General features: G+C 70.8%; 25 protein-coding genes. 16 read left to right on the top strand and 9 right to left on the bottom strand.

The features are described 5' to 3' along the window. Positions 1-222: 222 nt before the first annotated feature. Both BLT72_RS09735 and BLT72_RS09730 read right to left on the bottom strand, forming a co-directional pair. Positions 223-873 carry a response regulator gene (locus BLT72_RS09735; protein WP_091412469.1) on the bottom strand — a complete coding sequence of 217 codons (651 nt, stop codon included), beginning with the start codon at positions 871-873 and terminating at the stop codon, positions 223-225. Continuing rightward, positions 861-2,819, bottom strand: coding sequence for a sensor histidine kinase (locus tag BLT72_RS09730; RefSeq protein ID WP_091412467.1), 1,959 nt, complete (start codon positions 2,817-2,819; stop codon positions 861-863). Before BLT72_RS09730 ends, BLT72_RS09735 begins: the two co-directional genes overlap by 13 nt. Before the next feature lie 142 nt (positions 2,820-2,961). Between BLT72_RS09730 and BLT72_RS09725 the strand changes: the two genes are divergently transcribed. From BLT72_RS09725 to BLT72_RS09705, 5 genes are all read left to right on the top strand, one after another. After that, a complete protein-coding gene (locus tag BLT72_RS09725) occupies positions 2,962-3,654 on the top strand; it encodes a hypothetical protein (protein ID WP_157720392.1) in 693 nt (230 codons plus the stop codon). 943 nt (positions 3,655-4,597) lie between these two features. Next, positions 4,598-5,629, top strand: a complete 1,032-nt coding sequence (locus tag BLT72_RS09720; RefSeq protein WP_157720391.1) for a metallophosphoesterase — start codon at positions 4,598-4,600, stop codon at positions 5,627-5,629. 340 nt (positions 5,630-5,969) lie between these two features. Next, entirely contained in the window at positions 5,970-6,533 is a 564-nt protein-coding gene (locus tag BLT72_RS09715) for a dihydrofolate reductase family protein (protein ID WP_091412462.1), read from the top strand. 137 nt (positions 6,534-6,670) lie between these two features. Then, positions 6,671-7,582 (top strand): dioxygenase family protein, encoded by a 912-nt coding sequence (locus BLT72_RS09710; protein WP_091412460.1) that lies wholly within the window; start codon positions 6,671-6,673, stop codon positions 7,580-7,582. 301 nt (positions 7,583-7,883) lie between these two features. Next, a complete protein-coding gene (locus BLT72_RS09705; protein ID WP_091412458.1) occupies positions 7,884-8,720 on the top strand; it encodes an alpha/beta fold hydrolase in 837 nt (278 codons plus the stop codon). 176 nt (positions 8,721-8,896) lie between these two features. Here the strand turns inward: BLT72_RS09705 and BLT72_RS09700 are convergent, their stop codons facing one another. Continuing rightward, positions 8,897-10,399 (bottom strand): MFS transporter, encoded by a 1,503-nt coding sequence (locus BLT72_RS09700; RefSeq protein WP_091412456.1) that lies wholly within the window; start codon positions 10,397-10,399, stop codon positions 8,897-8,899. A 176-nt stretch (positions 10,400-10,575) separates the two neighbouring features. Here BLT72_RS09700 and BLT72_RS09695 point away from each other — a divergent pair, with 176 nt between their 5' ends. Continuing rightward, a complete protein-coding gene (locus BLT72_RS09695; RefSeq protein WP_231930475.1) occupies positions 10,576-11,217 on the top strand; it encodes a TetR/AcrR family transcriptional regulator in 642 nt (213 codons plus the stop codon). Between the two features lie 212 nt (positions 11,218-11,429). Next, positions 11,430-12,317: a phosphotransferase gene (locus tag BLT72_RS09690; protein ID WP_091412448.1), complete on the top strand. Its 888-nt coding sequence runs from the start codon at positions 11,430-11,432 to the stop codon at positions 12,315-12,317. A 176-nt stretch (positions 12,318-12,493) separates the two neighbouring features. Here BLT72_RS09690 and BLT72_RS09685 read toward each other — a convergent pair whose 3' ends face one another. Next, positions 12,494-13,330, bottom strand: coding sequence for an aminoglycoside adenylyltransferase domain-containing protein (locus BLT72_RS09685; protein WP_197677255.1), 837 nt, complete (start codon positions 13,328-13,330; stop codon positions 12,494-12,496). 762 nt (positions 13,331-14,092) lie between these two features. Here BLT72_RS09685 and BLT72_RS09680 point away from each other — a divergent pair. Both BLT72_RS09680 and BLT72_RS09675 read left to right on the top strand, forming a co-directional pair. Continuing rightward, positions 14,093-14,680 (top strand): dihydrofolate reductase family protein, encoded by a 588-nt coding sequence (locus BLT72_RS09680; RefSeq protein WP_231930474.1) that lies wholly within the window; start codon positions 14,093-14,095, stop codon positions 14,678-14,680. After that, positions 14,677-15,093 carry a VOC family protein gene (locus BLT72_RS09675; protein WP_091412444.1) on the top strand — a complete coding sequence of 139 codons (417 nt, stop codon included), beginning with the start codon at positions 14,677-14,679 and terminating at the stop codon, positions 15,091-15,093. The genes BLT72_RS09680 and BLT72_RS09675 overlap by 4 nt, the downstream gene beginning before the upstream one ends. Positions 15,094-15,354: 261 nt before the next feature. On the opposite strand, the gene BLT72_RS09670 is transcribed toward BLT72_RS09675, so the two are convergent. Beyond that, the gene (locus BLT72_RS09670; protein WP_197677254.1) at positions 15,355-15,978 is read right to left on the bottom strand and encodes a maleylpyruvate isomerase family mycothiol-dependent enzyme; all 624 of its coding nucleotides are present in this window, start codon (positions 15,976-15,978) and stop codon (positions 15,355-15,357) included. A gap of 68 nt (positions 15,979-16,046) precedes the next feature. Between BLT72_RS09670 and BLT72_RS09665 the strand changes: the two genes are divergently transcribed. The 3 genes from BLT72_RS09665 (at position 16,047) to BLT72_RS09655 (ending at position 17,671) form a co-directional block, all read left to right on the top strand. Beyond that, the gene (locus tag BLT72_RS09665) at positions 16,047-16,514 is read left to right on the top strand and encodes a MarR family winged helix-turn-helix transcriptional regulator (RefSeq protein ID WP_231930473.1); all 468 of its coding nucleotides are present in this window, start codon (positions 16,047-16,049) and stop codon (positions 16,512-16,514) included. A 166-nt stretch (positions 16,515-16,680) separates the two neighbouring features. Next, the gene (locus BLT72_RS23530; RefSeq protein WP_157720390.1) at positions 16,681-17,178 is read left to right on the top strand and encodes an anthrone oxygenase family protein; all 498 of its coding nucleotides are present in this window, start codon (positions 16,681-16,683) and stop codon (positions 17,176-17,178) included. Between the two features lie 91 nt (positions 17,179-17,269). Further along, positions 17,270-17,671, top strand: coding sequence for a cupin domain-containing protein (locus tag BLT72_RS09655; RefSeq protein ID WP_231930606.1), 402 nt, complete (start codon positions 17,270-17,272; stop codon positions 17,669-17,671). 446 nt (positions 17,672-18,117) lie between these two features. On the opposite strand, the gene BLT72_RS09650 is transcribed toward BLT72_RS09655, so the two are convergent. Together BLT72_RS09650 and BLT72_RS09645 are read right to left on the bottom strand one after the other, a co-directional pair. After that, positions 18,118-18,486 (bottom strand): VOC family protein, encoded by a 369-nt coding sequence (locus BLT72_RS09650; protein ID WP_197677253.1) that lies wholly within the window; start codon positions 18,484-18,486, stop codon positions 18,118-18,120. A 397-nt stretch (positions 18,487-18,883) separates the two neighbouring features. After that, positions 18,884-19,351 (bottom strand): hypothetical protein, encoded by a 468-nt coding sequence (locus BLT72_RS09645; RefSeq protein ID WP_091412436.1) that lies wholly within the window; start codon positions 19,349-19,351, stop codon positions 18,884-18,886. 457 nt (positions 19,352-19,808) lie between these two features. Here BLT72_RS09645 and BLT72_RS09640 point away from each other — a divergent pair, with 457 nt between their 5' ends. The 3 genes from BLT72_RS09640 to BLT72_RS09630 all read left to right on the top strand — a co-directional run bounded on the left by BLT72_RS09640 (position 19,809) and on the right by BLT72_RS09630 (position 21,556). Further along, positions 19,809-20,651, top strand: coding sequence for a class I SAM-dependent methyltransferase (locus BLT72_RS09640; protein WP_231930471.1), 843 nt, complete (start codon positions 19,809-19,811; stop codon positions 20,649-20,651). A gap of 93 nt (positions 20,652-20,744) precedes the next feature. Continuing rightward, complete coding sequence (locus BLT72_RS09635) at positions 20,745-20,963, top strand: hypothetical protein (RefSeq protein WP_091412432.1); 219 nt, start codon at positions 20,745-20,747, stop codon at positions 20,961-20,963. 110 nt (positions 20,964-21,073) lie between these two features. Beyond that, on the top strand, positions 21,074-21,556 hold the full coding sequence (locus BLT72_RS09630) for a GNAT family N-acetyltransferase (protein ID WP_197677252.1): 483 nt from the start codon (positions 21,074-21,076) through the stop codon (positions 21,554-21,556). Between the two features lie 89 nt (positions 21,557-21,645). Here the strand turns inward: BLT72_RS09630 and BLT72_RS23300 are convergent, their stop codons facing one another. Further along, positions 21,646-22,731 carry an alpha/beta fold hydrolase gene (locus BLT72_RS23300; protein WP_280949250.1) on the bottom strand — a complete coding sequence of 362 codons (1,086 nt, stop codon included), beginning with the start codon at positions 22,729-22,731 and terminating at the stop codon, positions 21,646-21,648. Positions 22,732-22,925: 194 nt separating this feature from the next. On the opposite strand from BLT72_RS23300, the gene BLT72_RS22180 reads away from it, so the two are divergent. After that, positions 22,926-23,378, top strand: a complete 453-nt coding sequence (locus BLT72_RS22180) for a cupin domain-containing protein (protein WP_197677251.1) — start codon at positions 22,926-22,928, stop codon at positions 23,376-23,378. A gap of 175 nt (positions 23,379-23,553) precedes the next feature. Here BLT72_RS22180 and BLT72_RS09615 read toward each other — a convergent pair whose 3' ends face one another. Continuing rightward, on the bottom strand, positions 23,554-24,522 hold the full coding sequence (locus tag BLT72_RS09615) for a GNAT family N-acetyltransferase (protein WP_091412425.1): 969 nt from the start codon (positions 24,520-24,522) through the stop codon (positions 23,554-23,556).

Genomic DNA, 24,522 nt, shown 5'->3' with positions numbered 1-24,522 from the left:
CAGTCGGCTCGCATGCGTCCGGCACAACGGTCGGCTACGGCGTGCGTCCCGCACGAGGGTCGGCTACGGCGTGCGTCCCGCACGAGGGGCGGTCTGCGGGAGGTCTCACAGGAGTCCCACACCTCCAGGTCTAGCCCTGGTTCAAGCAGTCCCTGCCGGATCGGGCCCGGGTGTGGCGGGGTGAGCCGCGTCCCGGGTCCTGAGATGCACGACCGAACGGGGCTAGCTGCGCTGGCGTACCCCGAGCCAGGTGAGCACGGCCAGCACGCGCCGGTGCTCCTCCTTGGTCTCGAGAAGTCCAAGTTTGGACATGATGCCGGCGATGTGGGTCTCGACGGTGCGGTCGGTCAGCCACAGCCGTCGCGCGATGCCCATGTTGTTGCGGCCCTCGGCCATGAGCGCGAGCACGTCCCGCTCCCGCGGCGTGAGCAGCGCCAACGGGTCGTCCTTGCGGCGGGGGCCGAGCAAGGTGGCGACCACCTCGGGGTCCAGGGCGGTGCCACCGGCGGCCACCCGGCGCAGCGAGTCCATGAAGTCGTCGACATCGAAGACGCGGTCTTTGAGCAGGTAGCCGACCCGGCCACCGGTGACCAGCTCGACCGAGTGCCGGGTCTCCACGTGCTGCGACAGCAGCACGATGGCCAGCTCCGGCAGCCGGCCCCGTAGCTCCTTGGCGGCGCGGGCGCCGTCATCGGTGCCGTCTGGCGGCATCCGGACGTCGATGATGGCGAGGTTCGGCCTCTCCCGCTCGACCGTCTGGACCAGTGCGGTCGCGTCGGCGGCTCGGCCGACCACCTCGTGGCCGGCGTCCTCGAGCAGCCGGGCCAGCCCCTCACGGAAGAGCGCGGAGTCCTCGCCGATCACGATGCGCACGGCAGCGTCGCCTCCACCTCGGTGCCATGCCCCTCAGGACTGGCTACGTGGACCGAGCCTCCGAGCGCGGCGACCCGGTCGACCAATCCCGAGCGCAGTCCGAGGCGGGCGCCACCGCGGCCGTCGTCGGTGACGCGCACCAGCAGCCGATCGGCTCGGCGGACCACACGGAGCACGATCCGAGACGCCTCGGCGTGCTTGACGGCGTTGGTGATCGCCTCGCTGGCGACGAAGTAGGCGGTGGTTGCGACGGCGTCCGGTAGGGGGCGGCCGTCGACATCCATGTCGACGGTGAGCGGCAGGCTGCGGACCAGGCTGGCCAGCGCGGCCGGGAGGCCGTCGTCCAAGCTGCTCGGTCGTAGCCCGTGAGCGATCTGGCGCAGTTCGGCAACCGCGGTGCCGAGTTCGGCGACGCTGCCGTCCAGTAGCTGGTCGACGTCAACGGTCCCGTCGTCGAGGTGGCGCTGTGCGAGCCTGAGCTGCACACCGAGGGAAACCAGCCGCTGCTGGGCTCCGTCGTGGAGGTCGCGCTCCATGCGCCGACGCTCCGCGTACCCGATCTCGACCAGCCTGGCGCGGCTCGACTGCGCCTCGTGCAGGGCCAGGGCGACCTCGGAGCGGAGCCGGACCACCTCGACCAGCGTGCTGCAGCGGTCAGCGAGCTCGCGCAGCAGCTCCACGGACGCTGGCCCCGAATCAGGAACCAGCACCCCGGTCACCTCGGCGTCCTGACGGACTGGGACGCCGTCAGCGGGGACGGGCTCGCCGTTGGTGTCCAGGTACGCCGCGGAACCCGGCACCCGGAAGCCGACCCGCAGTCCCCGGTCTCGAAGCGCCTCACGAAGCACGTCCTGCAGCTGTTCTGGCCGGGCCCGGCCGACGCTCACGTCGCGGTGCGGGCTCTCGACGGCGGCGAAGGCTCCCCGCCGCAGCGGGTAGAGCCTTGCGTCGACCGCGCGCCGTACAAGTCGGAGGGCGGGCAGGAGGAGCAGTGCCGCCACCGCGGTGCCGACAGCGACGCCGGCCTGAGCGTCTTGGCCGACCAGCACCCCGGCCATCGAGGAGACGGCCGCATAGACGCCGAGCAGCAGCGCGGTGACCAGCCCCCAGGTGACGGCGAGCCCCAGGGCCTTGTCGACGTCGTACAGGTCGTGCCTGAGCACCGCGATCGCCGCCGCCACCGGCGTCGCGAGCAGGGCGGCGAGTCCGACGCCCGCGCTGAACCACAGCGGCTTGCCCCAGATCACGATCTCGAGCAGGCACAGCAGCGGGTACAGCGGCATGCCGATCCCGGCCAGTGCAAGCCACTTGATCTGCTGCCGCTGCGTGCGGTGGGCGCGCCGGAACCGCAGCCCGAGGGAGATCGCACAGGCCACCACCAGCAGGAGCAGCACCACGAAGGCGATCAGGGCGATCAGCTCCCACCCGGCCGGCGGTGGGCCGAACGGGCGGTCCAGGTCGGCCAGCGGCGCCCGGAACGGCGTGTCCACGACCGCCCCGTCGACCTGGACGAGGACCGTTGCGACCACCATCGTCGCGGGCGCCCACCGCCAGCGTGGGGACGGCACCAAACCGTCGGGGAAGTGCAGCAGCAGCAGACCGAACGTCGTCAGGATCCACCACGCATCCTCGGCGGTGACAGCGACCAGCCACGACCATCGGCCTGGGTCCTCAAGGGTCGCGAGCCACCGCAGCCAGATCTCCTTGGCGACCACATGGGCGACCGCTAGCGACAGCAAGCCGAGCAGCACGCCGACTGGCGCGCCCTCCCGGCGCCGGGCCACCAGCACCGACAGGCCGGTGGTGGCCGGCACGATCGCCACACCCACGACGAGGGTGAGCCACGCCGTGACGCTGGGCGCGGCGGCCGAGAAGCAGACCGCGGCCAGCAGGTGGAGACCAGCCAGCACACCGCAAGCGACGGCGGCGCGGCGGGCCCAGGACATGGAATCACTGTAGGGACGAACGGGCGTTGCGGGGCTCCGTGCCAGCACGGGGCCGGATCACCGAGGCCACCACGATCCGCTGGCCCTGGTCGCGTCCCTAGCGTCGAGCCAGCATCCATCAACCGATCGCCTGGAGGTTCGCATGACCACCACCTCACCAACGCGACTCGACGGTTCCGTGGCCCCCGGCGACCCCGGTCCCCGCCGGGTCCGGCTGGCAGCCGCAGCCCTCGCCGCCTCGTCCGCCACCGTCGCCGTCCTGCTCGCGACGACCCCCTGGGGCGACCGGCTGAACAGCGGAGCCGACAAGATCCTCACCTACGAGAAGCTCCGCGACGTCCGTGACGCCGCATGGCCGGCCATGCTCCTCGACTCGTTCGCTCTCGCCGTCATCGGGCTGACCCTCGGACTTGCCGTCCTGCACCTGACCCGCGCGAGAGGCCGGATCGCGGCGCTGATCGGCGCGGCCCTCAGCACCGCCGGCGGGATCCTCTTCGCCATGGGCGGGACCGCATTCGCGACCCTCGCCTGGTTCATCACCGCCAACGGGCTCCCACCTGGCGCAGGCCAGTCCCTCGTCGACTACGCCAACCGCCACCCCGGCCACCTGATCGGGCTCAACATGGCCGGCTTCCTCCTGATCACCATCGGTGCCCTCGTGCTGTCAGCTGCGCTGATCCGAGCCCGCGCAGTGCCCGTCCCCATGGTCATCACCTACATCGTGCTGACGCTGGCGCAGTTCACCGGGTTGCCCGGCCGCACGATGGACTTCCTCCAACTCGCGATGATGCTGCTCCTGATCGGGTTCGCAGCGGTCATCTGGCGCCGTGCCTAGCCTTGGCTCTCCTCTGGCGAAGACGCCGGTCGGGGGCGAGATGCCGGGGGAGGTGCCCGTCCAGCGGCAGAACCGTGCCTGGTGGACCGGCTCTCAGGGATGGGGCAGCTCGCTGACCTGCCCCGGTCGGACTGCAGGAAGCGGAGCAGCAGGGCGGCGTCCGCGGGTCGCGCCTGAGGGGCCGGTGGAGCTTCGAGCTGCGGTGGACCAGTCGACGGTCGGCTACTGCGTGCGTCCCGCAGGAGGGTCGGCCTGCGGCGTCTCCTTGTTCGCCTCGCGGCGCGTTCCGAACTGGTGGCCCGACGCTGGAGTGGCCGCCTGGCGCATCCAACCCGTCACCTCGGGACCAGTGACTGGTCTTCGGGTCGTGCGCACACCGGTCACACTGCTGATACCGCTCAGCTTGACCAGTCTCGCTCTCCCCCTCGTTGGTCACCCAGCGGTGACGACCCGTCAGACCACCACAGGTCCATGACCGCATGATGCGCGGATCCACCGATGCCGACCAGCGTCTCCGATCAACCATCCGAGCCAGACTCAGGAAGCCACTCCGCCCTTCCCCGGGGCACTGCCCATCGACACGCCTTCCGGACGCCCTCCGCGTCATCCAGCCCCACGGTCGAGTGGCGCAGTGCATCTCGCACGAGGGTGGCCACTGCGTCGGTGCAGGCGTCGCTCGCGAACTCGTTGAATCGGCGGCAACCCGGTCAGCCGCCTTCGTGGTCGGCCGTGGCCGGACTGTGAGGCGGTTGGCCCTGGTCGGCTTCCGCCTGTCATCGAGCACCTGGTTCTCGCCTGGTGTTCATCTTGGCGTTCCCCGCCCGGAAGACGGCTGCGGGCAGTGTGAGTGTGCTGCGAGTACTCGGATCTCCCGTGCCAGCGGAGCTGTCCGTGCAGCGACTCCACACGCCTCTCTCGGCACGACCTCGGAGCAGGAGCATCCATGCGTCTTCGGACCCTCACAGTCGCCACCGCCACCTTCCTGGCCCTCGGACTCGCCTGTCCAGCTGCCGCCGCTGCCACGCCGACCCAGAGTCGGACAAGCTACGGTCGCAGCCACTACACCTTCGCCGTCATCGGCGACATCCCCTACGGCGCCGAGCAGGTCGCGAGCTTCCCGCGGGTGGTCGACCAGATCAACGCCGACCCTGCCGTCGCCCTGGTCAACCACCTCGGCGACATCAAGAACGGCTCGACCGAGTGCAGCGACGCCTACTTCGGCCAGATCCGCTCGGACTTCGACGGCTTCGCCGATCCCCTCGTCTACACCCCCGGCGACAACGAGTGGACCGACTGCCACCGCCCCAACAACGGCGGCTACAACCCCCTCGAACGACTGACCGCCATCCGTGGCGTCTTCTTCGACCGTCCGGGCACGAGCCTGGGCCAACACCCCGTCCGACTCGCCTCGCAGACCCGGTCCGGGTACCCGGAGAACGTCCGCTACCGCCGAGGCGGGGTCTCTTTCGCGCTGCCGCACATCGTCGGCAGCAACAACGGCCTCGCACCCTGGACGGGGCAAGACACCGCGACACCGGAGCAGACCGCCGAGGTACTCGGCCGGACCGCCGCCGCCATCGAGCTGATCCGTGACGGCTTCGAGAGCGCACGGAGACACCACGACCGAGCCGTCGTCGTGATGACTCAAGCCGACATGTTCGACCCGACGGTCACCAACCCCGAGTACACCGACTACTACGCCTTCACCCCGATCGTGCGAGCACTCGCCGAGGAGGCCACCGACTTCCGCGGCGAGGTGTACCTGATCAACGGCGACAGCCACGTCTACAACAGCGACCGCCCCTTGAGCAGCACCTCCCCATGGCCCGCCTTCTACGGCCTCGCCCGGCCGGTGGAGAAGCTCCAGCGCATCACCGTCGACGGCTCGGACAACAACAACGACTACCTCCGCATCAGCGTCGGCCGCGGCAAGCGGCACGTGCTGAGCTGGACGCGCGTGCCCTACGCCAGTTGACAACCTGCATGCTCGAGGAATCGGCCCACCTGAGCTCGAGCCAGGATCCGCTGTCGAGCAGCTGATCAGCGCAACCTACGTCAGGGTGGCTGGCCCAGCGCCCGGTGCGGAAGCGCTGATCGCAGCAGTCGCGCCATGGGCCATCCGCCTCAGCATCTGGTCGGCTACTGCGTGCGTCCCCGGTCGGCTACTGCATGCGTCCCGCACGAGGGTCAGCCACCGGAGGCGTCCCGAACGAGTCTCGGCTGCTGGGTGCGTCCCGCACGAGGGTCGGCTTGCGAGATGGCCCCGACGACGTCGCGGACCGATGAGTCCGGGCGCCGGGCAGGGTCGTCAAGGCATGACACTTCGCAAGCTCGTCGTCACGCAGAACATCACCCTGGACGGCGTCATCGACATGGCCGAGAACTGGGACAACATCTCCGCGAGAGTCGCCGCCGGCGCCGACGAGCAGGTGGCCGCCCTGCAGGAGCAGGCGGCGGAGTCCGATGCGCTGCTCGTCGGTCGGAAGACCTTCACCGACCTGCGCGGCTACTGGCCGAACGTCGAGGACGACGAGACCGGCAACACCGCCCATCTGAACAGCGTCGCCAAGTACGTCCTGAGCTCGACGTTGACCGATCCGGAGTGGGAGAACTCGACGATCATCCGCGGGCTCGACGACGTCCGAGCGCTCCAGGAGGAGTCCGGCCAGGACATCGTCGTCACGGGCAGCATCCAGCTGACCCACGCGCTGATCGAGGCTGGTCTCGTCGACGAGTACCGGCTGTTCGTCTTCCCGGCGATCGTCGGTCACGGCGCCCGGCTGTTCGAGGGGTCGGCGTCGCTGCCGCCGCTGCAATTGCTCCAGAGCCAGTCGTTCGCCAACGGCGTCGTCCTCAGCACCTACGCAGTGCAACGCTGATCGCCGTCCGGGACCCACCGCGTGTCCCGGCGCCCGAACGCGGCTGGCCGTGCGCCGGCCTCCGAGCGACTGGTCCGGGGCGTCCCGTGCGAGGGTCGGCTTGCGTGCGTCCCGCACCACGGTCGGCCCAACGGCCGATGGCAACAGTGTGCCGCGGCAGGCCGTCTCCAGTCGGACAGCCGACGCACAGACACGTCCTGGGCCAGGGACAGGCGCGGTCCCTAGAGCTGACCGACCAGGGGCTGCGGTTCGACGTCGTCACCCTGCTGAGCCGGCGGAACCTGCTCCGCACCCTCGGCCTGGGCGCCACCGCGGTCACCCTGGCCGCCTGCGGCGCCGACGTCACCACCGCCGGCACCCCATCCACGTCGACCACGCTGACCGAGATCCCCGACGAGACGGCAGGCCCCTACCCCGGTGACGGGTCCAACGGCCCCGACGTCCTCGAGCAGTCCGGCATCGTGCGCAGCGACATCCGTTCCAGCTTCGGCGAGGCCAGCGGCACCGCCGACGGAGTGCCGCTGACCATCGAGCTCGACATCAAAGACCTCGCCAACGGCGGGGCGGCGTTCGCCGGGGTCGCCGTCTACCTGTGGCACTGCACCCGCGAGGGCGGCTACTCGCTGTACTCCGACGGGATCACCGAGGAGAACTTCCTGCGGGGCGTGCAGATCGCCGACGACCAGGGCAGGGTGAAGTTCACCAGCATCTTCCCCGCCTGCTACAGCGGACGCTGGCCCCACATCCACGTCGAGGTCTACCCCGACCGAGCCAGCATCACCGACAGCACGAGAACCATCGCCACCTCCCGGATCGCCCTGCCCCAGGACGCCTGCACCACGGTGTACGCGACCGACGGCTACTCCTCTTCGGTGACGAACTTGGCGCAGGTGAGCCTGGCTGACGACAACGCGTTCGGTGACGACGACGGCGCCACCCAGCTCGGCACCATCACCGGCGACGCGAGCGACGGCTACGCCGTCACCCTCACGGTTGGGGTGGACACCGGTACCGAGCCGACCGGCGGCGGCAGGCCCAGCGGGGGGTGACGGGCACCGGTCCGGTGCGCCTGGAGGCACGCCGCCCAGCGGTACCCCCCCCCCCCCCCCCCGGCGGGCCGGGTGGCAACCCGCCGAGCGGCGCGCCCAGCACCAGCGCTTCGAGCACCAGGTAGCACCGGTAGCGCCGACTCCGTGCGTCCCGCACGAGGGCCGGCCACTGCGAGCGTCTGGCCCGACGGTCGGTGACCGCGGATGTGCTGAGCCAGGGGCGAGCTGGTTCAACCCATCCGTTCGTCCGGGTGGCGTCGAATGCCCTCGTACGCCTTCATCCTGAGGAACGGAGATTGAGATGACTGAGATCACGGCACACCACGGTCTGTTCAAGGACACCCACCTGCACGTCGACGACACCGGCGGCTCCGGCCGACCGGTGGTGCTGATCCACGGCTGGCCCCTCTCGGGTGAGTCGTGGTCGGAGCAGGTCCCGGCGCTGCAGCAGGCCGGCTACCGCGTCATCAGCTACGACCGCCGGGGCTTCGGCCGGAGCGACAAGCCGCTGACCGGCTACAGCTACGACACGCTCACCGAGGATCTGCACGCCCTGCTCACCGAGCTGGACCTGACCGACGTCACGCTGGTCGGCTTCTCCATGGGAGGCGGCGAGGTCGCCCGCTACTTCACCGCCCACGGCGCCGAGCGTCTGCGCAGCGTCGTCTTCGCCTCCGCTGTACCGCCGTACCTGATGAAGACCGCCGACAACCCGGACGGCCCGCTGGAGAAGGCCCAGGCCGCGGAGATGACCGCGCAGCTGACCGCGGACCAGGAGAAGTTCTACGACTCCTTCACCACCGAGTTCTTCTCCTCCGACGGCGTCCTGCAGGTGACCGAGGAGCAGCGCCAGGAAGCTCTGGCCCTGTGCCGGCAGGCCGACAAGAAGGCAGCCCTCGGCTGCTTGAACGCCTTCGGCACCACCGACTTCCGCGACGACCTGACCAAGGTGTCGGTCCCCACCCTGGTCCTGCACGGCTCCGCCGACGCCACCGTGCCCTTCGCCGGGTCCGGCGCTCGCACCCACGCCGCTCTTCCGGGCAGCGAGCTGCACGTCATCGACGGCGCCCCACACGGCTGCAACGTCAGCCACGCCGACGAGTTCAACCGTGTGCTGACCGACTTCCTCGGCCGCTGACCCACCCTCCCAGCGGGAGGCCACGGCACCAGGCAGGTGCCGGGGCCTTCTCGGCGCTGCGCTCGGCGAGGACGAGCGCGCAGACCTCCGCCCCTTCCGCTTCGGCCGAGGTTGCTCAGCGAGGCCGGGAGCCGTCCGCTGTGAGGGCCGGCTGTGCCGCACGGCCGGCCCTCCGGTCAGCGCCGGGAAGACGCTCCGGCGGTGGCCTGCTCCTCGTCCGACGTCCTGACCTCTTCCGCGGTGTGGGAGTCGGTCAGGGCCAGCGAGCCGAAGGTTGCGATCACGCCGACCAGGACGGCGACGGCGAGGTAGGTGATCCGCTCCCCTGCGAAGTAGGCGCGGACGAGGTCGGGGCTCCACGCGCCGGCCGGCAGCGTGGTCGTGACCAGGGCGGCGATCAGAGTGCCGACGACGGCCGTGCCGAGGCTGGTGCCGACCTCTTGGGAGGTGTCGTTGAGGGCGGCGCCGATCGAGGTCCGGTTCTTGGGCATCGCCTCGACGAGAGCGACCGCGCAGATGGTCATGATCGTCCGCAGCCCGGTCGTGAGAACGATCATCATGACGGCGATCGCGAGATAGCCGTGCTCGACCGCCCAGGCCATGCCGAGCAGCGAGCCCACCAGGAGCCCGGTCCCGACGAGGCAGGCCCTGCGGTGACCCAGGCGGGTCGCCAGCTGTTCGGCGACCGGCGTCGCCAGGAGCATCGTGAGGATCAGGGGCAGGTTCGCGAGCCCAGCGCGCACCGGGCTCCACCCGTAGGCGTACTGGAAGTGGAGGATCAGCCCGAACATGACGCTCGCCATCGTGACCGAGGCCCCGAGCTGGGTGATGGCCGCGCCTCGTGCGGGTCCTGTGCGGAAGATCTCGAGGTCGATCATGGGGGAGGCTGCCCGCCGTTCGCGGAGGACGAAGCCCCAGACGGCGGTCACGGTGCCCACGGCGCAGGCGAGCGTGACCGGTGCGAGCCAGCCGTGCTCGACGCCGCTGGTGAGGGTGTAGCAGCCGAGGCCGATCGCGGCGATGGTGAGCGCGGTACCGGGCAGGTCGAGGTGTTCGCTGGTCAGGTCCTCGCGACGGTCGGCCGGCACGCCGGTGCGGACGCCGATCCAGGCGATCAGCGCGACGGGTGCGTTGACGACGAGCAGCCACTGCCAGCTGGCGTGCGTCAGGACCGTCCCGCCCAGGAGGGGGCCGAGGACGAAACCGGACATGCCGACGACCATCACCACGGTGATGGACCGCATGCGCAGCTTCTCGTCGTCGAAGAGCCGGAAGATGAGCGACATCGTGACCGGCGCCATGGCCGCCGCGGCGCACCCGAGGGCTGCGCGCAGGGCGATGAGCTGGCCGATCCCGGTGACCAGGACGACGGACAGGCTGACCAGACCGAAGACCGCGAGCCCGATGAGCAGGACGCGGCGTCGACCGAACCGGTCGGCGGCCGACCCGGCGGTCAGCAGCAGGCCGCCGAAGGTGAGGGAGTACGCACCCGTCACCCACTGCAGCGCCGTCGTCCCACTTCCGAGCGATCGACCGATGGTGGGCAGGGCCACCGAGAGCAGTGTGTTGTCGACCATCTCGACGAAGAACGCCAAGCAGAGCGCAGCCAGCGGGACGGCCGCCGCGCGCAACGACGTGCAGGTGGGGGCTTGATCGGGAACGGCGGTGACGGTGCTCATGGGTGACCTCTCGGAGATCGAACGCCGTACGAGTATCGAACGGTGTTCCAGACAATAGAACGGCGTTCGGTAGCATGCAAGCCATGACCGCAGATCGAACACCGGGGACCGGTCGCCGCGGTCCGGCACCTGAACGCCCCAGCGGCCGTCGACGGGCGTCGCACTCGCTGCACGCGGTGCTTGACGAGGCCATCGCGATCCTGGACGAGGCGGGTGAGCCAGCGCTGACCTTCCGAGCGCTCGCCGCTCGGCTGGGTGGCGGGGTGGCCAGCATCTACTGGTACGTCGGGAGCCGCGACGAGCTGCTCGAACGAGTGACGGAGGAGGTGATGGGCCGGGTGCTGGTCGACACCGAGCAGATCACGCACGGGCCCGACCCGATCGCCAACGTGCGCGCCATCGCCCTGGTGCTGTTCGACGAGTTCGTCCGCCGTCCGTGGTTCGGCCAGTTCATGCTGCGCAACAACGGGCTGCAGCCGAACTCGATGGCGATGTTCGACCGGCTCGGCCAGCAGGTCATGCGGTTGGAGCTGACGCCGAAGCAGCGTTTCCACGCCGTCTCGTCCATCATCAGCTACGTCGTGGGGGTCGCTGTCGACCTCGCGCAGCCACCTCCCCAGGAGTTCCTGGACAGCGGGCTGGAGCCGTCGGAGTTCCTCGCCATGTACGCCGATCGCTGGCGGGCCCTCGACCCGGAGGACTACCCGTTCGCCCACCAGATCGCCGATGAGTTCGCCGTCCACGACGACCTCGAGGTGTTCCGCTCCGGGCTCGACCTGCTGCTGGCGGGACTCCGCCTGCAGGCCGACGGCGACTAGGACTGGTCATCACGATCGCTGCAGCGTGTCTCCCGCACGAGGGTCGGCTACCGCGTGCGCCAGGCACGAGGGTCGGCGTCCGCGACTCCTGTTCACGCCGTTCGTCCGAAGGTCTGGTCCGTCCGGCTCCGCTGCCGAGGTGGGCGCGCGGCTGCAGGCCCTCCTGCCCCCCGAGGCTGGTGGCACAGGGTCTCGTGGGTGACGGTTGAGCCATGGCATCGAACGGTCGTGGCGCGGTGGAGCAGCTCGTCTGGGAGGTGAACGGTCAGACCGGCTGCGGTCTGCGCGTCGTCGGGACCGCCGCACTGGGCGAGACCGGTGGTGCTGCACTGGTCGAGTGGCCGGACGGTCGGCGGAGCGTGGTGACTCCTGCGACGGTTCCGGTCGGCGTGATGCGCCAGACGGCGGGAGCGCTGGAGGTGGCCCGGGCCCACGGATGTCCGGTGCCGAGGCATGAGCTGGTCGTCGAGTTGTCGGAGTCCGTCGTCGCTGTCGTCCAGGAACGACTGCCCGGCGAGCATCCGGTCGGGGTGGACGCCGACCTGGTCGACACCCTGGTCGCCGCCAACGACGGGTTCGCCGACCTGCTCACGGGCCGGCCGGAGTTGGTGCTGCCAGAGGTCGACTTCGCCTGCCTGGGAGCGACTTCGGTGCTGCATGAACCGTTGGAGCAGTACAGCGATCGCAGTCGACGGCTGCTCCGGCAGCTGCAGCAGCTTGATCAGCTCGTCCCTCGGGTGCCGGAGCTCGACCTCGTGCACTCGGACCTGACCGTCTCGAACATCCTGCTCGAGGCGGGCAGGGTGAGCGGGGTCGTCGACTGGAACAACGGCGCGCTCCGGGGCGACCGCCACTTCGCTCTGGTGAAGCTGCTGTTCGATCTCACCTGGGAGGCGGCCGAGCCCTCGGGTGGCCGGCACCGCGTCCAGGCGTCAGGCCTAGATCGGCTCGAGACGGTCCTCCACGACGCCGTTGACCCGGACCGCCTGCGGTCCTACTGGGCTTACTGGACGGTGCGGATGCTGCACTGGGTCATCCCGTCCGCCAACACCAGCATCATCGACCTGCACGTCGATCTCGGCGAACGCGGCCTCTGCTGAGGACGACCGTGGGCGGACCGGGGGCAGCCTTCCCCCGTCGACGCCTGCCCGTGAGGCACCCCCTCGACCCGTCAGCGGTCGGCGACGGCGTGCGTCCCACACCACGGCCGAGCAGTGGGTGCCTCCCCCAAGCGGTCGGCCTGCGGGCACCGTTGGATCCCGATGACTGCTGGCGTCTACTCGAGGGGAGGGTGTTGATCGTCCCGCCCGGTGACGTCGGCTCGGTCGGCCTGCGCGATGACGTACGCGACGAAGGCGCGTGCAGCGCCGGCCTCGCCCGGGCGAGGCCTCTGACCGGGATCCCAGCCGAGACTGCGCTGGTCGCGGACCTGGCCGAGAAGTGGTCGCCAGCGCGGGTGAAGAGTGCGCAGCGCCCATTCCAACGCGGCCAGCTTGGTGGCGACCTCCGCGGTCAGCAGCGTGTAGTAGGTCCGGCAGGCGGCGACCACGGCGTAACGCTGTCCCCACGCGAGGGCGTCGATGTCGACCCAGGTTGCGAGGTCGTCGAGCAGGGTTGGCAGGGCGGCAGCCGCCTCGCGGCGCAGGAAGTCGTCGGGTACCGCGGCGATGAAGGACTTCGGCGCAGGACCAGTGAGCGTGACGCCGTGCTCACGCAGGATCCAGCGGGTGTAACCCCGGTTGCAGTGGTCGTCCCAATCGAGGGTGCGGTGGCCGTGGTCGTTGAACAGCCACGGCCGGCCGATGTGCTCGACCGAGACGAGTTCGGCCACCGGCGCGTAGGACCCTTCGAGATCGTGGGGCCAGTGTCCATCGCGAGTGGGCATCTCGTCGTGCAGACCGCGGAGCTCGGCGACCTGCTGCTCAGTCGGTCTGCGACGCGTCGCGACGAGCCAGTCGCAGTCGCTCTGCTGATCTCCGCCGCCGAGGGCGAAGGATCCCTGGAGGTAGGCGCCGACGAGATCGTCGCGGAGAATCCGCTGCCAGTGCCCGAGCAACTCGCCGAGGAGCTGATCAAGATCGGGGTACGGCGTGATTGCCTCGGCCCAGGTCACGACGAGAGCGTAGGCCGGGTGTCCCTGCTCCGTGCGACGGTCGGCGACTGGTTCGTCCCCGCAGCCAGGTCGGATGCGCTGTTCCGGCGCCGTCGACGGTGTCTCCGGTCTGACGACCAGCCGGTGCCGACTCCCCCTGATCCTCCTTGGTACTCCGGCGGATGAGGCTCCCAACCCCAACCCTCGCGCTGACGCCAGCTACTGGTCTTCGGGTAGTGGGAGCACCGCTCGCACTGCTGGTAGCTCACCTCCTCACCCCTCTCCCCCTTGCCCTGCCGCGTCACCCAGCGGTGGCGGCCCAGCCCACACGAAAGGTTCATGACGGCATCGTGCTCCCCTGCGCCCCCTGGGGGCCAGGCTCGCTCCGCGTTCGCCTGCTCCGCACGGCCCTCAGCCATGCCCGGTCGCGCGATCGCTCGTGGTCAGCCGCGCTGGAACCCGCCGTCAGTCAGCCCTCGGGCGACTGGTCGTGAGCTCGCTCGCAGGTCGGCTGAGCGCGCGACGGACCCAACGCCTCAGGGTCGGGGCGGTGGACGGGGGGTCAGACCAAGCCAGGCCTGCCGGTCGGTCGGTGACGTAGCGGTCTCCCCGGTGAAGCATCTCGCTCGAGGACGGCGCAGGGCGTGACCGCCGTGCCGGCCCCGTACGGGTGGCTGGCGCACCAAAGCGCGCGCTGCGTGACGATGACTTGGCCGGCGTCCGCTGGTCTACCCCGGCATGCGCATCGACGAACCAGGACAGGGCTCTGCACTCCGGCTGGACATGTCTGTCTCGCTCGACGGCTACGTGGTCGGGCCGCAGGACAGCACCGACCAGCCCATGGGCGCCGGCGGTTTCCGCCTGTTCAACTGGTTGGACCACCGCTTCGATCCGGGACCGAACGGCGAGGTGGTCGCCGACGCGGACGCCACCCGGGCCGTGGTCTCGGGCCGCCGCACCTACGAGCACGCCGACCACTGGCAGGGCGACCACCACGACGGCGTTCCCGTCTTCGTCCTCACGCACGACGTCCCCGTCGAGCCCCCGCCGGGCAGCGTCCGCTTCGTCACCGAGGTGCACGAGTGCGCAGCCCAGGCGAGGGCCGTGGCCGGCGACGCCGACGTCCTGGTGATGGGCGCGGGCGCCGCCCAGTCGCTGCTGCGGGCCGGCGAGCTCGACGAGCTGGAGCTGCACGTCGTGCCTGTTCTCCTGGGGCAGGGCCGGCGGCTGTTCGACGACCTGCCGCTCGGGCCGATCGAGCTCGAGCTGACCCGCGTCCTCGACGCCGGGTACCCCGACCCCGAGCACCGGGTCCTGCACCTGCGCTACCGGATCCGGCGCACCCGTCCGGCCTCGGGAGCGGTTTCGTGAGGACTCTGCACATCGGCCTTCGAGTGGCCGATGCGGACCGCGCGGCCGCGTTCTACGCCGCCGTCGGCTACGAGGTCGTCGGACGGGTCCCGGACTCGCCGGCGGGACAGCTGACGATGCTCAAGCTGCCGGACGACGAACTCGTCGCGCTGGAGCTCGTTCATGACCCGGCGGCCGGGGCAGGTCAGCACCGAGGCAGCGGTCTGAGCCACCTCGTCATCCAGGTGGACGCGATGGACCTCTCCGTCGCGGCGCTTCGAGCCAGGGGCATCGAGGTCGCCGAACCCAGATCACCGAACGGGTCCGACGACTTCTTGACCAGCTGGATCACCGACCCCGACGGCAACCGGATCGAGTTGGTCCAATGGCCGCCTGGTCACGCTGTCGGCCTCACCGCGGCCGACTGGGCCTGACCCTGGACGAGCGACCACGACGGCACGAAGGGGCCCGCCCCTGAGCAGAAGCGGGACATCACCGTCTCACCCGACGGGCGGCCACGCGGGCGCCCCGCACGAGGGTCGGCCACTGCGTGCGTCCCGCACAACGGTCGACAACGACCCGTCGTCGCTCGGCTCCCAGCTGGGGACTCGGAACTCGGACGGCACGCTGAGGCCAGAGCACTCCCCCCTTGCGCCGAGATCATCGTCCGTGACGTCGATGTGCGGACAGACCAGTCAAGCGTGCAGGCCATCAAGCCCGGCACCGGCGAGTTCTCTGCGGGCTGTTGCGGTACGCCCGGTGAGCAGGAGCAAGAGCGACAAGGCGCTGCCCGAGATCTCGGGTCCCGAGCCCACCGACCAGTCAGCGTCGGTGGCGGTCAGAGTTCGCCCGGCAAGGCGGCGAGAGGCGTTGAAGGGCCAGCCCATGGACCAGACCCGGCCGAGCCCCTGGCGGGTGAAGTCGACCGGGATCGGGAAGCTCCGACCCAGCGGGATCGCGATGTCCTGGCTGTGCACGATCGCGTCGAAGAGCGAGTTGCGGGTGTCCAGGGCCTTCGCCGTCGTGCGGTCCCCGGCGTGAGCACGCAGCTGCTGGACGATCTCCGAGGTGGCAACGGAGCCGGCGCGCACCGCGAGGAGCGTGTTGATGCGGTTCGGGTTGAACCTCGCCCGCGGTGCAGCCGCGACCATCTGCCAGGTGGTGATCGAGGGCACGAGCGCCAGGTGACCGGCGACGTCTCGGACCCGCCAGCCTCCGCACAGCGAGGCAGCATCCCATTCGCCGGGGCTCAGTGTGTCCAGCATGTCGGCGAGCCCCAGCCGCAACGTCCGAACAGCCCCCCAGTAGTCGTCGTCCACCAGCCTGTCCTTCCCCTCGAGATGGACCGATCTTAGTCCGAGGTTCGGACTTCTGTCACCATGGGGTGGTGATCGACGATCCAGCCGAGGTTGCGGAGCCCCTGAACCTCGGGCTCCTGCTGTTCATCCCGTACCGGTCGATGGAGTCCGCCGTGCTCGCCCATCTCAAGGCGCACGGTCACGACCTCCCGCTGAGCCAGGCCCGCGTGTTCCAGCGCATCGGACCTGACGGCTCTCGGCTCGGCGAGCTGGCCCAAGCCGCACAAGTCAGCAAGCAGACCGTCGGCTCCGTCGTCGACCAGCTCGAACGAGCGGGTTACGTCAGCCGCACCCCCGACCCGACCGACGCCCGCGCCCGGCTGGTGCTCCTGACCGACCGCGGTCGGGAGCTGGTGGAGCTGAGCCTGCCCGTGGTCCGCCAGATCGAGAGCGCCTGGCAGACCCACCTGGGGGCAGCCAGGACGCGCGAGCTCCGCAGCGCCCTGGAGAAGCTGCGCGAGATCACCGACCCGTTCGCCGAGCCGAGGACGCGTTGACCCGACCGGCCCGTCAGCCTCCTCCCACCAGGCACAGCCAGCCGTCCCGCAGCGGGGTCGGCGTACGGAACCGGCACGGCAGCAGGTGTCGCACCATCGCATCCGTCCGGACCGTGGCGACGGCGCGACGCTTGTGCCGCGTTCGGGCGAGGTCCACCCTGATGGCATGAGCAGGTGGGTGGCTGTGGTCGAGACCGCTCATGTCACGACTCTCGCTGCCGTCGTCGGGATCGTCGCCGTCGACCCGTTCGCTCGCATGCGCAGCGCCGCCGACTGGTCCGGCTGGCTCGCCGGTCAACAACGGTTGGACCGGGTCATGTCACGTGCCGCGCCCCCGCTTCTCCTCTCGGCCACGGCGACGGCTGCTGGGGCATCGCTGGTCGCGTTCGGCCAGCACGAGATCCCTCTGGCGACCGGTCGCGCGCTCGCAGCAGGCTGCGTCGCAGCAGCCGTTGCCGTCACGCTCGTCGTCAACGAGCCGATGAACACGCGTCTGCGGGCGTGGAGCCCACTCGACGCACCCCCCGATGACTGGCGTGCGGTCAGAGAGCAGTGGGATCGGGGTCACGGTTGGAGACGAGCTCTGCTGGCGTTGGCCGCCTTCGCCTCCGGGTGGGGCGCGGCCCGCTCACGGACCGACCCTCGGAGCCGGCCTCGCTGCTGAAGCTGCTCGGGTGCACCGGTCGAGATCCGAGCCGACACGCAGCTCGACTGCTCGAGCTGCCGTGGCCCGGTACGGTGCTGACGTGAGCACCATGGTGCGTCAAACGCTCGCATCGCATGAACTGGACGTCGGCTCTGATTTCGTGGTCGCGGAGTGGACCGCGGAGCCGTCGAGCTCGGGCGAGCGGGAACTCGTGGCCCCGTTGCACGTCCACCATGACGACGACGAGGCCTGGTACGTCGTGGAGGGAACTCTCGGGTTTTCCTTGGATGGCGTCGAATCCCTGGTGTCGACAGGTGGAGCTGTCATGGCCAGGGCGGGGGTGGCTCACACCTACTGGAACGCCGCTGCGCACCCGACTCGCTACCTCATCATCATGACGCCGCGCATCCGCGAGCTGATCGCTGTCCTGCACGATCCCGAGCGGCGCCAGGACCGGACCGTCGCCGAGGTCTTCGCCGCCTACCGCTCCAGCCTGGTGCCGGAGAACTGATGGGAATCCGATTGTCGGCGAGGCGACGTGGTGCAGGTCTCCGCCAGCACGAGCTCGTGAAGGTCAGCGCTCCGCTTCGGCCATCCTGTCGATCGGCCTCACCTGATCTTCCTCGCCCTGCCGGTGACAGGCGACTTCTGGATGGTGCACTGCGCTGCCGCACGGCCGTCCTTCACGAGGGTGGTTGAGCAGAGGCCATGGGACCGTCCATCGCCGAGAAGATCGCTGCCGTGCTCGCCTTCGACGCAGCACGCGCATCGATGCTTAGGGCCACGACCACGGTCTGGGTTGTCGACGAGCAGGTGCTCTGCGTCGGCGCGACTGGTCGGATGGCCAAGGCTCGCTGCCTCGGCGGTCGTCGGTGCCACGCGTTCTCGACCGAGCCCCTCGCCGCGAGCACTGTTCCCGGACCTTCGTGGCCGCGCGCGTGGTGGGTCGATCAACTGTCACCGCCGACGGGGATGTCCTGAGACAGGCGGCGCCCAGGCAGGACGCGGTATCAGACAGAACGGGTGTCCGGCCGGGTCGGCCCAGACCGAGCCAGCGCCCGACTCCAGTCGCCGTCCGCCCAAGGCCTCGACCCGTCTCTCGGCCTCGGCGAGGTCGTCGACCATCACGTCGTGATGGGCCTGCTGCGGACGAGACGGGTCACCCCACACCGGCGGGTGGTGGTCGAGCGCCAGCTGGAAGGCCAAACCTGAGTGATCCTCCCGAGGAGCGACCACCACCCAGTCCGCGGAAGCGTAGGTCACGGGCTGATCCAGGACCGCTGACCAGAAACGGGCGTCACGCAGCGGATCCGGGGTGTCGAACACCAGATGATGGAGCCGCCCGATCGCACTCATCCGCCACCGACCCTTCTCGAACGGTGTGGCGATGGGTCGACGCCAACCCGACAGATCTCGCGCGTGGCGTCGTCGCCTCGCCTCCGCAGATGATGCCACCGTGAGGTCCAGCGACAGCGGTCGAGAAGGCTCCCACGCCGAGACCTCCCGCTCAGCGGAGGCCGCCGGCGCTCCGTCAGCGCGACAGGAGCCTTGGGCTGCGTGCGTCCCGCACATCGGTCGGCCACGGCGCACGTTCCCACGGGCTGCGCGGCGATGAGCAACGCCAAGGTGCGGGAGTCGAGGTCACACCTTCGGACGCGAACGGCCTGGCGTCCGGCAGCGGTTGCAGGGCGCTCCGGAGGCACGCCTCAGAGCGTCCACCACCTCACACCGGGCGCGTCGAGGCAGGCTGGGACGCTGCCTCGCCCGCCGCGTCCAGGGCCGACCCTCGGGCCGAGGTGACGCCTGACCGCGACGGAGCGACCGTCGTCCCGGTGAGCCTCAAGAGCGCGCAGCCCAGCGCAGCCAGCAGCAGGCCGGTGTAGAGGGTCCCTTCCACCCAGTCGAGGAGACCCATCGGGCGCGCGGCGTGCACGGTCGGGTAGTAGACGGTGACGCCGTAGACCAGGACGGCGACCAGCAGCAGCGCGGTGGCCGTCCAGGCCCACGTCCGGTCGCCCCGGACGACCACGGCGACCACGATGAAGCAGCCGTAGGCCACTGCGGCGTCGGGGCCGAAGCGGTCGACCTCCTCGGCGGTGCCCAGGCTGGCACGGTAGAGCTGGAAGGCGGCCGACATGACGGTGGCGGTGATCAGCAGGACGGAGGCGAGGCTCCGGTAGGTGAGGGTCATGGCGTCAGGATCGTCGGAACCGCTGGAGCTCGACTGGGAACGGACTGAGGCCGAGCCTCCAGCCGGGTCCCAGATCCGCTGGCGTCGCGCCTCGGGGTCGTCGGAGCCGACGTCAACGGCTCCTGTCAGAGCAGGAGGTGCTCGAGCGGTGCGGGCGCCGTCCCGCACGGGTCTCGACGACTGACGTGCGTCCTGCACGACGACCGAGCCTGCTGCGGGAACCGGACAGCGGTGGTGATCCGTTGCTCAGCAGCCTCGGGTGCCCCGTAGATCTCGAGCCGCACAGCACCCGCCGCCGCTGCCTGGCCCCTCTCCCCTGCCTGAGCCGGTGCGCGGGGACTACGCGTCGGCCGCCACCGGCCCTCGAGAGCGAGCCGAGGATGGGTTTCGGCGCCGATGCCGGTGCCAGCAGGCTCTCCCTACGGTTGCGAGCACCACCAACCGAATGGAGGACACCGTGTCCACTGACACCCTCGACACCACCATCACCGGCACCGCTGAGGACCGGGCGCTCAAGGCGAAGCATGCGGCCATGTGGGCCAGCGGGAGCTATCCGACCGTGGTCGACGACGTGGTCGCGGCGCTCGGCGGCGTCCTGGTCGACTCCGTCGACATCCGGCCCGGTCAGCACGTCCTCGACGTCGCCGCCGGCACCGGGACCTCCGCCCTGCCGGCCGCCCGGCGCGGAGCCGACGTGACGGCCACCGACCTCACCCCCGAGCTGCTGGACGTCGGCCGGGCCGACGCCACCAGGGAGGGCCTGACCATCACCTGGCGGACGGCCGACGCCGAGGCACTGCCCTACCCCGACGGTGCGTTCGACGTCGTCCTGTCCGCCATCGGCGTGATGTTCGCCCCCCACCACCAGCGGGCCGCCGACGAGCTGATCCGGGTGTGCCGGCCGGGAGGCACCATCGCCGTCCTCAACTGGACGCCCGAGGGCTTCATCGGCCAGGTGTTCGCCACCCTGAAGCCGTACGCGCCACCGCCTCCCCCCGGTGCGTCGCCGGCCCCGTTGTGGGGACGGGCCGACCACGTCCGCCGCCTGTTCGGTGACCGGGTCACGGACCTGGTGGCGCACCAGCAGACCCTGCACGTCGACCGTTTCACCGACGGCGTGGACTTCCGCGAGTTCATGAAGACGAACTACGGGCCCACCATCGCGGTGTACCGCTCCATCGCGGACGACCCGGCGAAGGTCGCCGCCCTGGACGCGGATCTGGCGGCCCTGGGTGACCGGTTCCTGACCGACCGCGCCATGCAGTGGGAGTACCTGCTCGTCACGGCCCGACGGGTCTGACCCTCCGCCGGCCCCTGCCCGGGGCCGGCCCCCGACCCACCATCGCCCGACCCACCTCGGCCTCGACGCCGTCGGCCGACGAGAGAGGACATCATGTCGTACCACCCCTTCGTGCGGAGTGTCATCGAAGACCGGGACCTCAGCCGGGCCGCCTACGAGCGGTACCTGATGCTGCAGGCCCTGTCGGAGCGGCAGGACCGGGCGCCCGACAGTCGGAGCCGGCTCGCGACCTTCCTGCGCGCCTGTCGAGCCCTCTGGCCCGGCTCTCCTCGCACCACGGTCACGGCCGAGCAGGCCACCCCAGCCCGATGAGTGCCGACCCGTCAGCTCACCGCGGCCTCAGCGCCCGACGGCCCGCGGCGGTCACGGCGACGCCTGGTCGCCCGACCCGGTCGGCTCGGAGCGCTGCGACACCCGTCGTCGTGGTCCAGGTGGCACCCGCTCGGCTCGACTGGCTCGTCGCGCTCGCGGAGAGCGACGCCGCCTTCTCGGAGCGCTTCGGGATCGCCGTCGAGCCTGGTTGGGCAGGCTTTCCTGAGGCGCTGCCGGCGGCCGTGGCCGCCGCCCGGCAACGCTCCGAGGACCCCTGGGGAACGCACCTGTTCTTCGACGAGGACGGCGCGCTGGTGGGCCTGGGCGGGTTCGTGGGTCCGCCGGCCGGCGATGCGGTGGAGATCGGGTACGCCGTGTCGCCGTCCCGTCAGGGCCGGGGCATCGCCACCGCCGCGGTGCAGTACTTCCTCGCCCAGGCCGCGCGCGAGGGCGTCCCGGTCGTCATCGCGCACACCCTCGCCGGGACCAACCCGTCGACGAGGGTGCTGACGAAGGCGGGATTCGTCCGGACGGCCACCCACCACGACCCGGAGGTCGGTGAGGTCTGGCGCTGGGAGCATTCGTCGGGCTGACCGGAGCCGGTCGAGCGAACCGTGTGCACCTCCGCGGCCGTGCGGTGGCTCTCGCCGCCCGCGTCCGACGGCCACCCGTCCCGCACGTCTCAGGTGTGCGCCAGCAGCCGCGCCACGGCGGCTGTGCGCGCGTTGCGGCCCTGGAGACCGAGCTTCGCGTACGCGTTCTGCAGGTGCCGCTCGACCGTGCGGACGGACAGCACCAGCTCCGCGGCGATCGCGACGTTGTCCCGGCCCTCGGCGGCCAGGCGGAGGATCTCCAGCTCGCGCGGCGACAGCGTCGCGATGACGTCGTCAGCCGCCCGGGGAGCCGTCACCCTGTCCGGAGCCAGGAACTCGCTGACCTCGCGCAGGAAGACCGGCCAGGCCGGTTCGTCGGCGAGCACGATGTGGTTCTTGCTCTCCAGGGTCACGAGGCGAGCGCCGGTGATCCGGGCCGCCAGGTCCCGGCCGCGTTGGTAGGGCTGCGCCCGGTCATCGCGACTGTGCAGCACCAGGGTCGGCAGCTCGAGCTGACTCAGCCTGGCGCTGGAGTCGGTCACCACGCGGTGGGACCGGGCCTGCATCGCCGTCTCCGCGTCCACAGCCAGACGCTGCAGATCGTCGATCGAACGCATCTGCTCCTCGGTCCCGTCGGGGATCATCAGGCTGGTGAAGACCCGGCGGAACTCCGCCGTCGGCCGGGACCAACCGACCCGGATGATCGCTCCCACGGTCTCGTAGAGCTCGAGGTCCTCCGGCGCTGCGGTGAGCTGGTCGCCCGCGAAAGTGCCGTAGAGGATCAGCCGGGTGAGACGTCCGGGATGCCGGGCGGCGTACTCGATCGCCACCGGCCCACCCTGCGCCATGGCGAGCAGGGCGAAGCGCTCGAGTCCCGCGTCGTCGGCGACGGCCTGCAGGTCCGCGACTCTCGCCTGCAGGCTGTGATCGGCCACGTCCCGGTCCGACATCCCGTAGCCCCGCTCGTCGTAGCGGATCACCGTCGCGATCCGGCCCAGCTCGACGAGGTAGTGCCGCCAGAGGGGACTCTGCCAGTCGAACTGCAGGTGGCTCAGCCAGCACTTGTCGATGAGCAGCGGTGGGCCGTTCCCGTGGACGGCGTAAGCGATCGCGACGCCGTCGGCCGACCGCGCGAAGCGGATGCTCTGCACGGAGGTTCCCACGCGCGCGGTCACCCCAGGATCGTAGCGGCGTGCCGTCGGGTCCGCCCGGACGCGGCCCGTCGAGACGTGGAGCCGGTCGCGATGACGTCCCGAGGGTCGGTCGGACGAGACGTCGTGGCTCCCGTCGCAGGGTTCGACGAGCCGCCCACCCGCGGGCGGGGGGGCGACGGTCGCCGGCTGGTCGAGGCGACGAGGAGGATGGCCCCGTGGTGGAGGAACTGAGCCTGAGCGCACACCAGACCCTGCGAGTCCTGCCGTCCAGCCCGGGCGCGTTGGAGCTGGAGTCGACATGGTTGCCGGGTGGACGTCCGCCCCGAACCCACTGGCACCCGACGCAGCGCGAGGAGTTCGAGGTGCTCGAGGGCGCCTTGACCGTCGAGCTCGCGGGACGGCCACCTCGAGTTCTCGAGCCGCACGAGACGCTGGTGGTGCCACCGCGGACCGCGCACCGCATGTGGAACGCCAGCACGGAGGTCACCCGGGCTGGCTGGCGGGTGACGCCCGCGCAGCAGACCGAGGAGATGTTCCGGGCGATCGCCGGTGGCGTGAACCCGGTCACGGCCGTGGTCCTGGTGTGGAGGTACCGACGAGAGCTGCGGCTGGGCAGACCCCCGCGGGCCTCGCGTGGAAAGGCTCACGAGCGGTCGTCCGGAGCGTAGCGGCGAGGCGACGATCCCTCCGTCACCGACGTCGGTCACCGGTGACCCCCTGCTCAGTTGCTGCGGGCGTCCTCTGCGAGCGTCGGCTCCCGACGACGACGCACCACCAGGCCGGAGGGACTCCGGAGGCCAGGGCGCCGATCTGTGCCTCGACCCCCGAGCGAGATGCCGCTGCTCAGAGCCGCAGCGTGTGCTGCAGCGTCGCGTGCCGGACCTGCAGGCCGGCCGCCCCGTAGAGCCGCGGGGCACCGTCGACGTTCTCGCTGTCGACGTGCAGCATCACGCGCTCGTAGCCGAGCTGCCTAGCCACGGCGAAGGCCTGCGCCAGCAGGGTTGAGGCGATCCCCCGTCGCCGGTACGGTGCGAGCGTGCCGACCTCCTGGACGTAGAGCTCGTCGTCGTAGCGGCAGAGGATCATCGCCGCGGCCGGGTGGCCCTCCAGTGACGCCAGGAACCAGAGCGACTGGTCGAACCCGGCAGCCGCTTGCTCCGTCGCCAGCCACGCGGTCAACGGCAGGCTGTGGAAGCCCCAGTGACCACGGAAGCTCTCCTCGAGCACAGCGTGCACGGCCTCCGGGGCTGCACCTCCGTCGACGACCAGCCCCGGGACCTCCGGCGGCGAGGCACCGCCAGAGGTCGGGCCGGTCATCTCCCAGAAGGTGCGCTCGTGGACGAAACCCGCCTCGGCCAGCCGTCGCCGGTCGTGGTCGTCGCCGAGGAGGCAGGCGGAGTGCGCGTGCCGCCCCTCGGCCGGCTCCTCACCGGCCTCGTCGATCCAGGTCCGCAGCCGGGCCCATCCCTCCGACCAGAGCCGGTCCGCGTCCGGGGTCGGCAGCCGCGGGTCGGTGACGATCAGGCAGGAGTAGCGGACGGCGCCACCTTCGTGGAACCCGTTCCACCACTGCACCGGCACCCCGGTCTCCCGCGAGACGACCAGGAGGTCGACGGCCCGACCGTCCGCGGGCGGCGGCTCCAACCAGGACCGCACCTCGGCCCGGGACACCCGGCAGAAGCCGAGGACGGCCGTGCGGTGGGCGACGAACAACGCGTGCAGGGCGTCGCTGTCAGCCGTCGTGGCCGACCGCACCGCGTACCTCTGCCCCAGCTCGCCCGGCAGGGCGACCGGGGACGACGGCGACGGCAC

Origin of the sequence: Friedmanniella luteola, from assembly GCF_900105065.1 — a bacterium.
Taxonomy (GTDB): domain Bacteria; phylum Actinomycetota; class Actinomycetes; order Propionibacteriales; family Propionibacteriaceae; genus Microlunatus; species Microlunatus luteolus.
The sequence above is the reverse complement of the archived record's forward strand: the minus strand, read 5'-3'. Positions and strand labels throughout refer to the sequence as shown.

Coding starts and splice junctions, on each gene's coding strand:
- BLT72_RS09715 (WP_091412462.1), top strand. CDS start 5,970: ATGACACTTCGCAAGCTCGTCGTCACGCAGAACATCACCCTGGACGGC.
- BLT72_RS09725 (WP_157720392.1), top strand. CDS start 2,962: ATGACCACCACCTCACCAACGCGACTCGACGGTTCCGTGGCCCCCGGC.
- BLT72_RS09700 (WP_091412456.1), bottom strand. CDS start 10,399: ATGAGCACCGTCACCGCCGTTCCCGATCAAGCCCCCACCTGCACGTCG.
- BLT72_RS09655 (WP_231930606.1), top strand. CDS start 17,270: ATGGTGCGTCAAACGCTCGCATCGCATGAACTGGACGTCGGCTCTGAT.
- BLT72_RS09705 (WP_091412458.1), top strand. CDS start 7,884: ATGACTGAGATCACGGCACACCACGGTCTGTTCAAGGACACCCACCTG.
- BLT72_RS09730 (WP_091412467.1), bottom strand. CDS start 2,819: ATGTCCTGGGCCCGCCGCGCCGCCGTCGCTTGCGGTGTGCTGGCTGGT.
- BLT72_RS09645 (WP_091412436.1), bottom strand. CDS start 19,351: ATGACCCTCACCTACCGGAGCCTCGCCTCCGTCCTGCTGATCACCGCC.
- BLT72_RS09680 (WP_231930474.1), top strand. CDS start 14,093: ATGTCTGTCTCGCTCGACGGCTACGTGGTCGGGCCGCAGGACAGCACC.
- BLT72_RS23530 (WP_157720390.1), top strand. CDS start 16,681: ATGAGCAGGTGGGTGGCTGTGGTCGAGACCGCTCATGTCACGACTCTC.
- BLT72_RS09690 (WP_091412448.1), top strand. CDS start 11,430: ATGGCATCGAACGGTCGTGGCGCGGTGGAGCAGCTCGTCTGGGAGGTG.
- BLT72_RS09635 (WP_091412432.1), top strand. CDS start 20,745: ATGTCGTACCACCCCTTCGTGCGGAGTGTCATCGAAGACCGGGACCTC.
- BLT72_RS09720 (WP_157720391.1), top strand. CDS start 4,598: ATGCGTCTTCGGACCCTCACAGTCGCCACCGCCACCTTCCTGGCCCTC.
- BLT72_RS09710 (WP_091412460.1), top strand. CDS start 6,671: ATGGCAACAGTGTGCCGCGGCAGGCCGTCTCCAGTCGGACAGCCGACG.